This window comes from Alteromonas sp. CNT1-28, from assembly GCF_022348345.1.
Classification (GTDB): domain Bacteria; phylum Pseudomonadota; class Gammaproteobacteria; order Enterobacterales; family Alteromonadaceae; genus Alteromonas; species Alteromonas macleodii.
Genome location: NZ_JAKREZ010000028.1, coordinates 21979 through 37201 on the forward strand (window position 1 = coordinate 21979; position 15223 = coordinate 37201).

Annotated in this window: 16 protein-coding genes; 7 read left to right on the plus strand and 9 right to left on the minus strand. The window is 43.9% G+C overall.

Features of this window, described 5'->3' with window-relative positions:
- Positions 1 to 29: 29 nt before the first annotated feature.
- From MHN02_RS15740 to dapA, 5 genes are all read right to left on the minus strand, one after another.
- On the minus strand, positions 30 to 485 hold the full coding sequence (locus MHN02_RS15740) for a GGDEF domain-containing protein (protein WP_336246535.1): 456 nt from the start codon (positions 483 to 485) through the stop codon (positions 30 to 32).
- Between the two features lie 120 nt (positions 486 to 605).
- Positions 606 to 1481, minus strand: coding sequence for a DMT family transporter (locus tag MHN02_RS15745; RefSeq protein WP_239247275.1), 876 nt, complete (start codon positions 1479 to 1481; stop codon positions 606 to 608).
- Positions 1482 to 1668: 187 nt separating this feature from the next.
- Positions 1669 to 2382, minus strand: coding sequence for a phosphoribosylaminoimidazolesuccinocarboxamide synthase (gene purC, locus MHN02_RS15750; protein ID WP_014949658.1), 714 nt, complete (start codon positions 2380 to 2382; stop codon positions 1669 to 1671).
- A gap of 12 nt (positions 2383 to 2394) precedes the next feature.
- Entirely contained in the window at positions 2395 to 3498 is a 1104-nt protein-coding gene (gene bamC / locus MHN02_RS15755) for an outer membrane protein assembly factor BamC (RefSeq protein WP_014979413.1), read from the minus strand.
- A 12-nt stretch (positions 3499 to 3510) separates the two neighbouring features.
- A complete protein-coding gene (gene dapA, locus MHN02_RS15760) occupies positions 3511 to 4395 on the minus strand; it encodes a 4-hydroxy-tetrahydrodipicolinate synthase (protein ID WP_061485944.1) in 885 nt (294 codons plus the stop codon).
- A 178-nt stretch (positions 4396 to 4573) separates the two neighbouring features.
- On the opposite strand from dapA, the gene MHN02_RS15765 reads away from it, so the two are divergent.
- Entirely contained in the window at positions 4574 to 5137 is a 564-nt protein-coding gene (locus MHN02_RS15765) for a glycine cleavage system transcriptional repressor (protein ID WP_014976680.1), read from the plus strand.
- Complete coding sequence (gene bcp / locus MHN02_RS15770) at positions 5115 to 5579, plus strand: thioredoxin-dependent thiol peroxidase (protein WP_239247277.1); 465 nt, start codon at positions 5115 to 5117, stop codon at positions 5577 to 5579. Before MHN02_RS15765 ends, bcp begins: the two co-directional genes overlap by 23 nt.
- 143 nt (positions 5580 to 5722) lie before the next feature.
- On the opposite strand, the gene MHN02_RS15775 is transcribed toward bcp, so the two are convergent.
- Positions 5723 to 6796, minus strand: coding sequence for an AI-2E family transporter (locus MHN02_RS15775; RefSeq protein WP_239247279.1), 1074 nt, complete (start codon positions 6794 to 6796; stop codon positions 5723 to 5725).
- A 344-nt stretch (positions 6797 to 7140) separates the two neighbouring features.
- Here MHN02_RS15775 and MHN02_RS15780 point away from each other — a divergent pair, with 344 nt between their 5' ends.
- The gene (locus MHN02_RS15780) at positions 7141 to 8604 is read left to right on the plus strand and encodes a M48 family metalloprotease (RefSeq protein ID WP_061485946.1); all 1464 of its coding nucleotides are present in this window, start codon (positions 7141 to 7143) and stop codon (positions 8602 to 8604) included.
- 17 nt (positions 8605 to 8621) lie between these two features.
- Here the strand turns inward: MHN02_RS15780 and MHN02_RS15785 are convergent, their stop codons facing one another.
- Complete coding sequence (locus MHN02_RS15785) at positions 8622 to 9134, minus strand: TlpA disulfide reductase family protein (protein ID WP_061485947.1); 513 nt, start codon at positions 9132 to 9134, stop codon at positions 8622 to 8624.
- Positions 9135 to 9352: 218 nt separating this feature from the next.
- On the opposite strand from MHN02_RS15785, the gene arsC reads away from it, so the two are divergent.
- From arsC to MHN02_RS15805, 4 genes are all read left to right on the plus strand, one after another.
- Positions 9353 to 9706 (plus strand): arsenate reductase (glutaredoxin), encoded by a 354-nt coding sequence (gene arsC / locus MHN02_RS15790; RefSeq protein WP_014979417.1) that lies wholly within the window; start codon positions 9353 to 9355, stop codon positions 9704 to 9706.
- The gene (gene wrbA, locus MHN02_RS15795; protein ID WP_239247281.1) at positions 9706 to 10296 is read left to right on the plus strand and encodes an NAD(P)H:quinone oxidoreductase; all 591 of its coding nucleotides are present in this window, start codon (positions 9706 to 9708) and stop codon (positions 10294 to 10296) included. Before arsC ends, wrbA begins: the two co-directional genes overlap by 1 nt.
- A gap of 75 nt (positions 10297 to 10371) precedes the next feature.
- Positions 10372 to 10794 carry a DUF2069 domain-containing protein gene (locus MHN02_RS15800; RefSeq protein WP_039220793.1) on the plus strand — a complete coding sequence of 141 codons (423 nt, stop codon included), beginning with the start codon at positions 10372 to 10374 and terminating at the stop codon, positions 10792 to 10794.
- A gap of 43 nt (positions 10795 to 10837) precedes the next feature.
- Positions 10838 to 12805 carry a hypothetical protein gene (locus tag MHN02_RS15805; RefSeq protein ID WP_239247283.1) on the plus strand — a complete coding sequence of 656 codons (1968 nt, stop codon included), beginning with the start codon at positions 10838 to 10840 and terminating at the stop codon, positions 12803 to 12805.
- A gap of 104 nt (positions 12806 to 12909) precedes the next feature.
- On the opposite strand, the gene hda is transcribed toward MHN02_RS15805, so the two are convergent.
- Entirely contained in the window at positions 12910 to 13647 is a 738-nt protein-coding gene (hda, locus tag MHN02_RS15810) for a DnaA regulatory inactivator Hda (protein WP_014979421.1), read from the minus strand.
- Between the two features lie 6 nt (positions 13648 to 13653).
- Positions 13654 to 15105 carry a DUF2066 domain-containing protein gene (locus MHN02_RS15815; RefSeq protein WP_239247285.1) on the minus strand — a complete coding sequence of 484 codons (1452 nt, stop codon included), beginning with the start codon at positions 15103 to 15105 and terminating at the stop codon, positions 13654 to 13656.
- Between the last annotated feature and the right edge of the window lie 118 nt (positions 15106 to 15223).

A 15223-nucleotide genomic window follows, 5' to 3' on the forward strand; every position in this document is an offset into this window, starting at 1 on the left:
CATTGTGCAACACGCTTTCAATAGCGTGGTTAAGCCAGTTGAACATTATTTCTGCCACTCTCTTTGGCTTTGTATAATGCGTCATCGGCTTCCGATAGTGCTGACTCAATAGTGTCATGATGTTCTTTTACATAAGATACACCCACACTAACAGTGATATCAATAAACTTCCCGTTCACATCTAGAGGTTTTTTACTTATTCGATCTCTTAACTTTTCAGCTAACTTGAAGGTGCCTGCGCGGTCGGGGTCGGGGTCGGGGTCGGTATCAGGCAATAACAGTACGAATTCCTCGCCGCCAGTGCGCGCTACGCAATCTGCATTACGCGAAGACATTTTTAAAATTTTTGCTACGTGCTTAATCGCTTTATCACCCATGTCGTGGTCGAGAGTGTCGTTGATACGTTTAAAAAAATCGATATCGATCATCACCACTGACAGCGAACGCTTGTAGCGGTAACTATCCGCCGTTGCTTGTTGGAAAATTCAAATATTGCTCTTTAGTGCAAAAATACGCGTAAACGCTCCCCCTTTAAACTTATATAGAATTATTTCGCTACGGCGGAAAATAACGCTTTTGCTGTTTTAAACGTAGCGTATAAAACGCTATTTTTTTATAACCAAGTAGATGCCACCCAACGTAGCTATTGAAGCAACCAGGATCTGCATTGTGAGTGGCTCACCAAGCGCTATCCACCCCATCAGCGATGCTATGACAGGCACGCTCAGTTGCACTGTCGCGGCGGTGGTTGATTTGATAAGGGGAAGCGCGCTGTACCAAATAGCGTATCCGCAACCCGATGCAAACACCCCTGATGCAAGCGCGTAATAAACACCCTCGCTGTCTAAGACAAAATTATCTGCGCCCACGAAGCAAACCACCCCAACCAAAGGAACACAGAAAAACGCGGCAAAGACGAAATTACCCGATGTAGATAATAGGGCTGAGCTACTTTTTTTACCCAAAAGCGAATAGACGCCCCAGGCCATACCCGCCAAAACCATAACCGCGCCTGCTAAAAGAGGCGGTGCTGCCGCGCTAGGCAACAGTAAGATAACAAGGCCTAAAAATGCCAACACAAACCCCAACCACTGCCATTTTATAAACCGCTCGCCATTGAACAACCCTACGGAAATCATAGTGAGTTGCACGGCACCAAATATTAAAAGTGCCCCCGTTCCCGTGGACATTGAAATATAGGCATATGAAAAGCAGATAGCGTAAACGAACAACGAAATGCCACCGAGTACGCTGGCGTTGGTTTTTAGGCCATGAAAAAGGCCTTGAGAAGGCACGCTCCCACTTTTGCGACGTTGGAAATAAGAAGACAAAAGTAATAACGCTATCGCCCCGCTCGCTAAACGCAAGATAGTAAAACTAGCAGGATCTATATCGGTATTAGCAAGAGCCATGCGGCAAAGTAGCGAATTAGCAGCAAATGCAATCATGGCAATAGCGACCAATACAAAGGTTTTCAACAAACCGAATCTCCCTAGTTTTAAACGCAAAAATGCTTAGCAGTACACTAACTTATCCCGTAATGCATCGAAAAGTAAATGCTAAAACTCAAGAGACAATATTTTACAACGACGTAGACAGGCCAAACTGCCTAAAACGAAAAAGAGGACCGAAAGGTCCTCTTAAATTAGTCATTACTTGATGAGAGTTTTAAAGCGATAAGCCTAAGCGCTCGGCCACTTCAATATATGTCTCGACTACAGAGCCCAAACCTTGTCTAAAGCGGTCTTTGTCCATCTTTTTACGGGTTTCTTTATCCCACAAGCGACAGCCATCTGGTGTAAACTCATCACCTAGTACGATATTGCCATCTTTGTCGACACCAAACTCTAGTTTATAGTCTACAAGCAACATACCCGCGTCATCAAAGAGTGCTTTCAAAACACTGTTAACCTTGAAGGTCAATGCTTTCATTTCAGCAATTTGCGCTTCGGTTGCCCAACCAAATGATAAAATATGGTAGTCATTTACCATTGGGTCGTGAAGTGCATCATTCTTTAAGAAAAACTCGAAAATAGGTGGGTTAAGCTCTTTGCCCTCTTCCACACCCAGTCTGCGAACTAAAGAGCCAGCAGACAAGTTTCTCACCACACACTCAACAGGGATCATGTCGAGCTTCTTAACCAAAGACTCAGTGTCAGAAACCAGCGCCTCAACTTGCGTTGCAATGCCTGCTTCTTCAAGCTTTGTCATAATAAAGTGATTAAACTTGTTGTTTACTTCACCTTTGCGTTCTAGCTGTTCAATCTTCTCACCATCAAACGCCGAAGTGTCGTTTCTAAAGTGAAGAATAAGTTTATCGCTATCATCAGTGTAATAAACAGTTTTTGCTTTACCGCGGTAAAGCTCGTCGCGTTTTTCCATTCTCAGTCTCAGTTATATATCAAGGTTATCTTCTGACATGACCTCAGCAAATGCACTGTAAAGGTCGGAAACCTGATTTGCTTCAAACGGTACACTTTCATTATTCATGAAGGTAACTGACGTGCGATCTGCACCCGCTCTTGCAACTTTCAAACGATAGTCACCTTTCTTTAGTAACTCTTTATCGCTTGAGAATAAACCATCCCACCAACTACCTTGATCACCATTGTAAGTGACAAATAATAGGCCGTTTGATTTATCTAAATCTTTAACGTCAAAACCAAGTTTACGCAGTACCAACAGCATTCTTGGCCACGCTACATCATACTTAGCTTCTACGATATACGCCGCATCACCATCGGCATTAAAACCCATCTCGGTATTGATACCCTGACGGATACGAGCAATTCTTCGTGTCTCTGCTAGCTGAATTTGGTACTCATAGTGACCAATAACTTGGTTCAACACCTCAACTTCTTCGCGACGTTCTTCCATTGAAGAGACTTCTGCAACCACATCGTTGCCCAATGTTTGCATGTAGTCCTTTAATTCAACAGTAAGCGCAGCACTACGGCCGTGAGGTTTAACGTCTAAGCTGAATTCAAAACGTCGACCGATTTCGCTTTCTTCATCTGTAAAGCTATACCAAGGACCTTCGACTTCTTTAGTTATCACCATCCAGTCAGTAACCAGCACTTTCTCTTCTGGGCTAAAGCTATCTACACCGATACCTTGTTCATCTAAGAAACTTAAAAGCGAGTTCCAAATTGCTCTACTCAACGGTTGGCTATCGTCAACCTGGTCAAACCAGATAGTCGCTGAGCTTTTACCCTCTTCAATGTGGGAGCCAGTTACTAATGGTAAAACAAGCGCAGGCGAACGAACCATCAAAGATTTGCCCACTAGCTTCGGGTCGGCCTCTTGGCCTAAGTCAGGTAATGCAAAATCACGAGAAAAAGCAGGTGCATCTAAATCAGAAGGTACTTTTAGCGATTCTTGTTCTTTAGTTTTTAAGTATTCGTAGCTGCCAGACGCGGTCTTTCTATCTATTTGGCTTGAACAACCTGCAAGTGCAACCATCGCTACTGAACTTGCTATAGCCAGCGTTCTTTTCATCTGTGTTCCTTATTAACCAGAAATCAATGCGTATTTTTTTAGTAGTTCTTCGATACGTTTTTGGCTTGATAGTTCCGGTAAAACCATAGGTAATCGCATAACTGCGCTTTCCATCATGCCCATTTTATACAATGCCCACTTCGGCATTACTGGATTTGGTTCAATAAATAGTTCGCTGTGAAGTAATTTAATGGTTTCATCGATATCGCGACATTTATCAAAATTATTTTCTAGCGAAGCTTCACACATTTGTGCGATTGCTTTAGGGACTATGTTAGCCGTTACGGAGATAACGCCATGACCGCCTTCACACATAAACTCGCAGCTTGAACCGTCATCGCCGCTAAGTAAAACGAAGTCATCGGGAACCAAAGGCTGAGTAGCCTTAAGGCGTGCAATATTGCCAGTCGCGTCTTTAAGACCAACGATATTTTTGTGCGTTGCTAATTTAGCCACCGTTTCAGGCAGCATGTCGGCTACGGTGCGGCCTGGCACATTGTAAAGAATAACAGGTAATTCACTAGCGTCTGCAATTGCATTAAAGTGCGCGACCATACCCGCCTGTTGAGGCTTATTGTAATAAGGTACTACGCTAAGGAAACCGTCTATACCTGTAGAGCCTAATTGCTCTGTAAGAAAAATAGCCTCTGCCGTAGAGTTTGCGCCACTGCCGGCAATAACCGGAATTGCTCCCGATGCCATTGCAACGGTTTCTTTAACCACATTGATGTGTTCATCAAAAGGTAGCGTTGCTGACTCACCAGTAGTTCCAACCGACACTATACCGTGGGTGCCCTGCTCTACATGAAACTTCACAAGTTTCTCTAAAGACTTGTAATCAATATCGCCGTTTTCGAACATCGGCGTGACGAGTGCTACGTAACTACCAGTAAACATAATCTCTCCGAAAAATGTGAGCGCACATGGTAAATATGTCGGTGCTTAAACACAAGTAATAGCGCAAGTAAAATGACAAGAATTTGACAATATCTTATTCAAAGGCAAGAAAAAGGCGCTGACTTATAAAAAAACTCTGTGCTAACATCCCGACATTATTAACATTGAAGTGAAGTAGATGTCGAAACACCAACTTATCGTCACCATCTTGGGGACAGACAAAAGTGGCATTTTAAGCGAAATTGCAACGACGGTATCAGAAGCTCAGTGCAATATTCTAGATAGCAGGCAAGCCATTTACGGCAAAGAGTTCTCGTTGACCATGATCATAGAAGGAACGCAAAGCGCTATCACAAAAGCTGAATGTATTTTACCTTCGCTATTTCAGCGCCTTGACCTGCTTTCTATGATGAAGCGCACTAGCCATCACGAAAAGCAGAACCTTGCCCATCTTTTTAATGTCGAGTTTAGCGGAGAAGATGCAGCTGGCTTGATTAAAGCGGTGACCGGCTTTTTTGCCGAGCGTCATGCAATGATAAGCGCATTTAGACAACGCACATTTAAAGACAAGACATCGGGTAAAGACAACATGCGCTGCAAATTTGTTGTTTCTCTTCCCTCTAATGAAAATGTAGACGCACTAGAATCTGATCTAATGTCCCTGTTCACTTCGTTAAATGTGACAGGTAAAGTTGTAGACAAACAAAAAAAGGATCCCAATGAAAACGTTACAAGCTGGTGATAAAGCCCCACAATTCTCATTGCAGAACCAAAATGAAGAAACCGTATCTTTAGCTGATTTCGCAGGTAAAAAAGTACTGGTTTATTTTTACCCTAAAGCGATGACGCCAGGTTGCACAGTACAAGCCCAGGGCTTACGCGACGTAAACGAAGAACTAACGGCGAAAAATGTGGTTGTGCTTGGAATTAGCCCAGATGCAGTTAAACGCCTGCCTAAATTCATCGAAAAAGAAAACCTAAACTTTACGTTGCTTTCAGATGAAGACCACGCCGTTGCCGATGCTTTTGGTGTGTGGGGACCTAAAAAGTTTATGGGTAAAGAATATGATGGCATTCATCGCCAAACATTCCTCGTGGATGAAAACGGTGTTATTGAGCACGTCTTCAACAAGTTCAAAACAAAAGAACACCACACCGTAGTACTTGATTATCTAAACAGCTAAACCTGTATATAATTCAAAAAGCCCCGATAACATTATGTTTTCGGGGCTTTTTTATACTTGCTCAATTCGTATGAGTGTTTACCTATAACGCCTATTTGAATCTCGTACTGGATGGCGCTGACTGGTTCGCCAAATGGGAATAACTATTTTGCCTCTTCGGGTACAATAACGGGGTTACTAGACCACGCTGTAATTACCGCCTTCACGAGGGTAGCGAGAGGAATAGCGAAAAATACGCCCCAGAAACCCCAAAGACCTCCAAACACTAATACTGCTACGATTATATAAAGCGGATGCAAGCTAACCGCTTCCGAGAATAGCAGCGGTACCAACAAGTTACCGTCTAACGCCTGAATAATGCCGTACGCTATCATTAAATACCAAAACTCTGGTGAAATACCCCACTGAAACATGGCGACAACGGCCACGGGTATGGTAACCACTGCTGCACCAATGTACGGAATAAGTACTGAAAATCCCACCAATACGCCAAGCAAAATAGCATAACGTAAATCCATCAATACAAACGTTACGCAGCTCACCGCGCCCACAATTATAATCTCGATCACTTTGCCGCGAATATAGTTGGCAATTTGAGAGTTCATTTCGTGACCAACTTGCGTGATTAAGCGTCGCTCCTTAGGAAGCAAGCGAGAAATACTGCCTAAAAAGAAAAGCTTATCTTTTAGCATGAAAAACACCATAAGCGGTACGAGGATCACGTAAACGAGCAACGCAGCTAAGTTGGCGATATTACTAAACGAAGCAGAAATAAGGGTTTCGCCCACTTCAACCAATTTGTCATTTAAACCTTCCATCATTTGATGGATTTGATATACCTGAACGTAATCTGGATATTTGTCCGGAAGCGTTAATATCCATTCTTGTGCTTTCTGCCATATTAGCGGCGTTTCTTGAATTAAGTTAACGCTTTGCTTTGATATAATTGGAACAAGGCCAATTAAGGTTAATATGGTTATAGTGATAAAGCCGAGCATTACAACGACGCAGGCGAGCGTTCTACTTACGCCGACATTTACCAAGCGACAGACTGGCCAATCGAGTAAATACGCAATCACTGCTGCAACCAACACAGGCATAATTAGCCCGCCCCACAATAGCAACACTGCCGTGGTCAAAAGGATCAAGATAAGCAACATTGCTGCATCAGGATCAGAAAATTTGCGTCGGTACCAACGACCAAAAACGCTAATCATATAAACGCCTAGAAATTACTAAGAATAGGACACGCATCATAGTTGATAGCGCTAGCACTTAGCAATAAGTAGCACTTAAGAATCTTTCAAAATCAAACTGGTATGATGTTTTTACAGTATAAGCATTAATGTGTAGAGTGGTTGTTACAACAGTAAAAGAATAAACTGGATGCGTTTGTGTCGCATTGGTATAACTGACGTGTCATAAACGAGATGGCATAGGCGATATTGCCTTGTGCCTTCGAAAATGATGCATATAAGAAAAAAATAAAATTTGAAACTGTTTAGCAACTTAGCGCTCTAAGGATTAAGCAGTATTAACCGTATACAATGATTGTAGGTTCATGAGAAAAAAGTTTTCAGCATCTTTGATTGCCCTTTCCTTCGTGCTCACATCGAGCCTCACGGCTGTTGCACAAGATGCCAATTACAGCAATAAAAATGCGTTACCTGAAATAGGTGTTGTTGCGTCAGACGCCATATCGCTTGATAAAGAGATGATTGTAGGCGATGCCGTAATGCGGCAAATGCGCGGTCAAAGTCCTGTAATCTCAGATCCGGTGCTGGATGAATATTTACAGGATGTAGGCAACCGATTGGTTGTCCATGCTGACAACGCCAAATTTCCTTTTGAATTTTTCTGGGTAAATAATGATGCCATTAACGCATTTGCGTTTTTTGGCGGTCACATTGGTGTTCACACAGGTTTAATGCGTCGTGCTGAAAATGAAAGTGAACTGGCTTCGGTGCTAGCGCACGAAATTTCTCACGTAACTCAACGCCACATAGCACGACGTATGCAGGCGCAGCAGCGCTCATCTCCCCTAGCCTTGGCGTCACTTATCGGCGGGGTGCTAATTGCTATGGCCAACCCAGAAGCGGGTATTGCGGCCATGCAGGCGGGAACCGCAGCCTCTGCACAATTGCAAATCGACTATACCCGTTCAAATGAACAAGAAGCCGATAGAATTGGTATCGCAATGCTTGCTCGTGCGGGCTTCGATCCGAGTGCGGCTGCTTCATTCTTTTCTACCATGGCGGAAGAGTACCGCATGGTTTCTCGTCCACCCGCAAGGCTGCTTACTCACCCTTTAACCGAAACCCGTATTGCTGACGCGAGAAATCGCGCTGGTGACTACCCTAGACGCTACTTACCCATTAACAAGCAATTCGAGTTGGCAAAAGCACGTATAAAGGCACGCTACTCGTTTAAAGCTGATTACGCTGTAGAATATTTCGAAGCGGCAGTGGCTCAAGACGTACAGCGCAGTAAAGAAGCGTCACTATATGGTTTAGCGCTTGCTTATATGCGCGCCGAAAAAATCGAACAAGCCAAAGACATTATGGATGAGTTAATAGCAAAAGATAGAGGAAACCTTTTTTATCTCGACGCTATGACAGATATCTATATTTCGCAAGGTGAGCCTTTAAAAGCCGTTGAAATGCTAAGACCTCACGTTACGCATAACCCTAGAAATCAAGTATTGGCACTAAACCAGGCCAATGCTTACATAAGCGCAAACAAATATGAAGAAGCGGTGTCTCTACTTAAGGATTTTCTGCTGGTTAAAAAAGATTATCAACTGGCACATCAGTTGATGAGTGAGGCGTATCAAAAGTCGAAACGTTTCTCGCAAATGCATCAGAGCAAAGCGGAAGTATATGCATTGTATGGTGCTTATAACCGCGCGGTTGACGAACTTCAATATGCGTATAATTTCGCAGGCGATGATCACCTTGAAAAACAAAGAATCAGAGCGAGAATAAAACAATTTCGCGACCAAGAAGAGCGTTTACAACGACTCTAGACCATCGCACTTCCCTGCTATTCGTCAGCGCCTTTCAATTCAGCTAGGCGCTGACGCAGATGCGCTGCCGTAATTTCTCCCATTATCGTATCCTTTATTTTCCCATCAGGTCCAAGAATAAACGTTGCTGGTAAATAAGGGGGTTTTTGCATGGGCAGTTTAGTGTCTGGCGAACTTATAATAACAGGCAAATCAATATCAAACTTCTCAGCCATGGCTTTGAGTTCAGGCTTCGTTTTAAGGTCATAGTTAATAGCAAAAAGACGGGTATCGTCAGGTAGCGAATGATTAAATGTAACGAGCTCAGGCATTTCTCGTAGACATGGTGCACACCATGGCGCAAAGTAATTTACCACAACCCACTTCCCCTCAAGATCTTGCCAAAGGTAAGCAGTTCCATCTAATGTTTCAAAGTCATGTTGAAGACGCTGATACGTATATGCACCGGCAAACGCAACAAGCGCTAACAGCACTAGAAAGAGTATAGACTTTATTTTTCCTGCATTGCTTTTTGGCTGTGACAACAACATATAACCTTCTAATTTTGACTATTTTTTCATAGTGCCAGATTCTTACTTCGCGCACTAACATAAATTCAACCACGCTTTTTAAACACCGTTTTCCAGAAACGATGCTGTAAACAAAGAATAGTACGAATTTATTACCCGTTATCGGTAAACTGCTTGATATTCTATGACAAAAACGCAATAGTTCGCGCCAATTCATATAATCATGAACAAGAGTATTTATGACAGACATTACCATTATTCACAATCCTCGCTGTTCAAAGAGCAGACAAACCCTAGCATTACTTGAAGAGCAAGGTGTAGCGCCTGTTATTGTTGAGTACCTAAAGCACCCTCTAGACGCAAAAGAACTGAAAGAGATATTTAAAAAACTTAACCTTGGATCGGTTAGAGATATGATGCGTACTAAAGAAGCAGAATATAAAGATGCTAACTTAGGTGACATCGCACTGTCTGACAATGCGCTTTTTGAAGCAATGGCTCACACGCCCAAGTTGATAGAGCGTCCCATTGTTATTAATGGCGAGAAAGCCAGAATTGGTCGTCCACCAGAATCTGTTTTGGAAATTTTATAGTGCAACCTGTTCTCGTACTTTATTACAGCCGCAACGGCAGCACAAAGCGATTAGCTGATGCCATCGCCCAAGGTGTATCGTCATTAGGTGTTCCTGTGATAGTACGTACAGTCAAGAGTATCAGCGATGCAGCTAATGACGCGGCATCTAGTGCTGTACCCGAGGTTTCCCTTCAGGAACTCGAACAGTGCAGTGCCCTGGCGTTAGGTAGTCCTACGCGTTTCGGCAATATGGCAGCGCCAGTAAAACATTTTTTGGATTCTACAAGCAGTCAATGGTTAAAAGGCGCGTTGATTGATAAGCCTGCGTGCGTGTTTACATCTTCTTCTTCCATGCACGGCGGCCAGGAATCCACATTACTTTCCATGATGGTTCCGCTTATCCATCACGGCATGGTGATTTGCGGTTTACCTTACAGTGAGCCTGCGCTACACAACACCACAATGGGTGGCACCCCTTACGGTGTAACACACGTCGCTCATCACAGTTTAAGTGCACCAGAGCAATTGAGTGCAGATGAAAAAGCGCTATGCATTGCTCAGGGTAAGCGACTTGCAATGTTCGCTAAAAAACTAGCTGACAACGCCTAACAGTTACGTTATTTGGCGCATAAAACGTAGACCTTATAAAGAACATTAAAAACAAATTGTTTCGGAGACATTACCATGGCACCAGATACGCGTTTTTATCGCTATCTCGCACTTATAAGCCACACCGGGTTAATCGTATGGATAACACTGTGGCAATTTACATTTACTAAAGAGCATACTTACTCTCCTTTGTTTATTGCCTTGTTTTATATTTTACCTTTACTGTTACCTTACTGGGGTATATTAAAAGGCAAGCCATATACTCACGCGTGGGCCAATTTTGTCGTTTTGTTTTACCTTATTCACGGATGCACTGTGGCATACGCTGTACCTGATGAACGTTGGTATGCAGTGGTAGAGATTATTCTATGCACGGGTATGTTTGTCGGCTGTAGTGCGTTTGCTAGAAAACGTGGTCGTGAATTGGGTTTGGGCCTTAAAAAGCTTAAAGAAGAGATGCAAGAAGAAAAAGCACGCTTTGAGCAAGGTCAACAATGATCATGTAATACACAGCGAAAACACATGCTGCCAAGGGGTTAATATGACACGCCATTTGCCTGAACTTACATTAGTAATCGCATCATTATCGTTACTTGCAGCATGTGGAGGCTCTGGTTCAGGCGATAGTTCAGCCCCAAGCACTCCTTCCATTCCTCCAACCATTAGCATTTCAGGCCCTACAAACGCCGTTGTAGGCGATGCGGTCGACTTTGCTGTCGCCTCGCCTACTGGCCACGCTATTGTAGATATCGATTGGCAAGTCTCAGGCGTATCACAGCAGCCTCTCAGTGCTCACACGCAGGCTATAGGCTTTGATGTTACCTCTTCAGGTAGCTTCGATATCGCCGTAAACGTTAGCTTAGAAAATGGCACAACGCTTACAGACACCATAACGTTACAAACGAACGAAAGTACCGCGCCGATTGCCGCATTACGATTGGGTCATGAGGCATCCGAAGGCGGCAGAGTTTCTCTTCGCGTTGACACCGTTAACTCGCAAGGGTTAACAATCTCAAATATCACGTGGCAACAAACGTCTGGGCCAATCGTCAATAACTTCAACTTTGATGATGGTGATTATTCTCATTCGATATATTTTCAAGCGCCTCGAGTCAGCAACGACACAATCATTGAAATAGAAAGTACCGTTACACTCTCAAATGGCGAGGTGTTAACCGATAGCGCGCAAGTTCTAGTGAAAAACATCGACATTAACAATAGCGGCTTTTTTGTAGATGACGAGACAAGTATTCCCGAAACGGTAAGCGCGCATATGCAGCCCTATAGAGTCGACAGCCCTTACGCGTCGGCACTTGTTGATTGTGTTTATAACAATCAGGTTTCAAACAGCTGTACGTTCTCTCAGCTACCACTGATTGGCCAAGTCACCGAAAGCCCCACTATCGATGATATTTTAGATAGAACATACGTCTCGCATCCGTGGATGGGCGATGCATTTAGAACGTATTTAGAAACTTCAGCAACCCGTGATGACATGCTTAAGTTACTACGCGCAACTAACGCGATTGTGATTTCTTACGATATCCGCCCGTCATTTTATTGGGTTGCCACTGGTGCCATTTACTTAGATGCCAACAACTTTTGGCGCACACCGCAAGAGCGAGACACGCTAAATACTCGCCCAGATTATAGAAGTGGTTTTGGTAGTGAGCTCGATTTTACGACGTCATGGCGCTACGTGAAAAACGGGGCCTATTATTTCCCTAATATCAGCACAGCGAACGTAGCAGATAGACTTCCACGTGACGTGAGCGACGTAGAAGCAGCATTAAGCTATTTGCTATACCACGAGCTAGCTCACGCCAATGACTTTTTCGACTACACCGAATGGCAACAACTCAGCAATAGCGCGAGCCCACTGTCGTCTTATGATGACAGCTCTCCCATTTCTACGGGGCTAACAACTTCATTGCCTCTTACGTCGTCACAACTCCATGCTTTGGCCGAAGTTCGATACGGCGGTGCAACCGCTTCAAGCGCGCAGCGAAATTATACCGCGCTACAAGTGGCAAATTGGTTTGAGGATGATGGTGCGGTTGCTTTCTATTCTTACTTTACGGAACGAGAAGATCTCGCCATGTTATTCGAGCGCTTCATGATGCTTTACCGGCTTGAGGCAGAAGCGGATGTAGGCGTATTTACAAGAGAGACACTGGAAGACGGCAGTTTCATTCCCACTTGGGCTCAGAGAAACCGTGTTAATGATGATAACGTTACTATGCGCGTAGATTACGTATTAAGTAGAATTTTACCCGAACTCGATGTACCTGCTATTCAAGCGTCACTTCCAAGCCCTTATCTGCTTCCGAACGATATTACCTGGCGGGACTCTGCGTCTAGTACAAATCCAAACGTACAGTTTGCGAGCGATAAGTTAATGCTACAGAACGGCGGAAACAATTCGGTTACTTCCGATGGAACTCTAATGACGGTAGCAGAAGAATTTAGCACCACATCAAGCGCTCATAGTTTAAGAAAAGAACAATAAACGGCAACAGAGCAGCGATTTGACTAACGCAGGTTAAACTCGCGCTTTGGCTAACTTAGGTTGAGCTCGCGCTTAGACTATCTTAGGTTAAGCTCCCGCTTTGGCTAATTTAGGTTAAGCTCGCGCTTAACCATGCCCACCGATAAGCGTTTTTGTTCTTGGAGTGAGCGTGTGTCTAAACGGGCTAATAGTGACATGAGGCTTTTTAGGTCTCGTTCACTATGGTGCAAAAGAAACTGTAGTGCTTGGTTTGATAGCTTTAATCCACGTTCCGCTGCACGTAAGCGCACGGCTTCTTCACGACCATTGTCATCCAGTTGGTTTACGTGATAAATAACCCCCCACGCCAAGCGAGAACGCAAGTCAGGTAAAACAAAAGCCGGGTTAGATGGGCCTAGGTGACTAGAACAAAGTACCATGGTTTGTTTAGTCTCAATCACTCGGTTTAACAAATCGAACAACGCTTCTTCCCAACGTAAATCGCCGGCTATCGCGTGAATGTTGTCTAATGCGATTAACGAAAGATTCTCTAGGCCTTCAAAAATATCGAGCGACCACGCTTCATAATTATTAAGATTTAAATAAAGGTGACTAACCGATTTTTCGGCTAGTTGATGACAAGTGGCAAACAATAAGTGGCTTTTACCGATAGCGGTACTGCCTAGTAAAGTAAGCAAAGGCAGCTGAAGCGATGCTAATGGCCCCAATTCAGGAGCCTCGCGCCAGTGTGGCAGCGCATCTGCAATCTGCTTAAGGACTGAAACTACTTCTTCGTTACCCGTATTGACAAAACTATCGAAGTTTTCGTCAACAGGTAGCGTGACAGGCAAAGGCAGCTGCATGCTAAATTAATTGCTCCAATAGAAACTGTGTCCTTTCACGGATTGTCCGTACGAATCGGTTACGGGACGTAATTTGCTTTCTAGTTTAATACTGTTAAGTAAATCGTCCACCGTTCCAATTAATGTAAGTGAGTACGTGGCAACAGAACCAGATTGCTCTACTAGCGTAGCGTTTTCAATCACACTTAAACTATTTAAATAGTCAGTAGCGCTGGCGTAACTTTTTACCGAGCCAATATTGGCAATCGATACCTTGATAACTTCTCGCTCAGACGCTTCGATTCCTACGATGGCATAAAGCGACGATAAATAATTTGAGTAGGCATCGATTAACTGATTGCCAAGAACTTCGGGCGAATCACCGTATATGCTGCCATAGCTAACCTTACCGCCACCAACGAACACCCAGTCTAGTGCATAGTCACCTTCATCGGCACGCTTCGCATAGTTGGCAAACTCGTTCATGGTGAACGGCATCGTTGTGCTCTCTTCCTGCGCTAGCTCCTTCGCCGAGGTACCATCAGTATTATTCAAGTTTTGGTTTGTTTCGTCATAACCGTCGTTTAACTGAGCATCAACACCGTTATTCATCGCACCGGACTCAACGTTATCTGAAAAGGTGCGCTGTGCGTCCGTATTATCTACACGCGGATTTCGCTCATCGAAACTTTGTCCATCAGTTTGTGCTCTAAACTGTGCTTCTTCATCTAGCACGCTATCAAGAGATTCTACTGTGCCAGAAGGCACAACATTTTCCGGCAAATCAGGAATTGCACTCGCGTCGTTACGATAAACTCTGGCACCAATAATGTTGTCGACGCTATAGCGTGTAGATGCTTTGCGCAAAGGCTCAACAAATCGTCCCCACACATCATAAGTAGAAATATTTACATTGTCGGTAAGGTCCATTAAAGGCAAGCTTAATGGTACGCCTCGTTCTTTCGCTGTTTGTTTGAGCGTATGTTGTAATTCTGTATTGAGAGATTCATCTAAGATGACGCGAGTTTCGTTTTCGTCTTCCTGCGCAAGCCACACTATCGTTTCAGGGCGTCTATCACCCCAGAGCGGAAGCATTTCACGCTGAAGAAGTTCATTGAGTTTTGCTTGATCGAACTCCGCAACGTAATACGTTCTACCTTTGTCAAAAGCAAATCGATAGGAACGAAGCAGCGATTGAGGCGACGATAACGCTGCTCTAACACCGGCATTATCGAGCACGCTTGTGCTGCCCGACATCTTCACAAAAACCTGCCTTAATGCTTTTTTAAGCGCGTTTTGTTGGGTACGCTGAGTTTGATCTTCAACTTGAATCTGCGCTTCGTTGACCACCACGCGTTGAGCCGCATTTATAAAGGGGGCGTAAGTCAGCGCAGCAAGAAATGAAATGCCCAGAATGCCTTTCAAGCTAACTCTCGTTAAATTAGTTCCATTGGTGTTACGCTTTACTGCCGTTAACATTGACACTCCATACTCTCTTAAAATCAATTCCTTACCTATCGAATCGTCAGTTAATCTCGTTTACCTATATACGGTAAACTTGGACTAACCTGCGCGCAATTCACTCTACTTTTTAGAG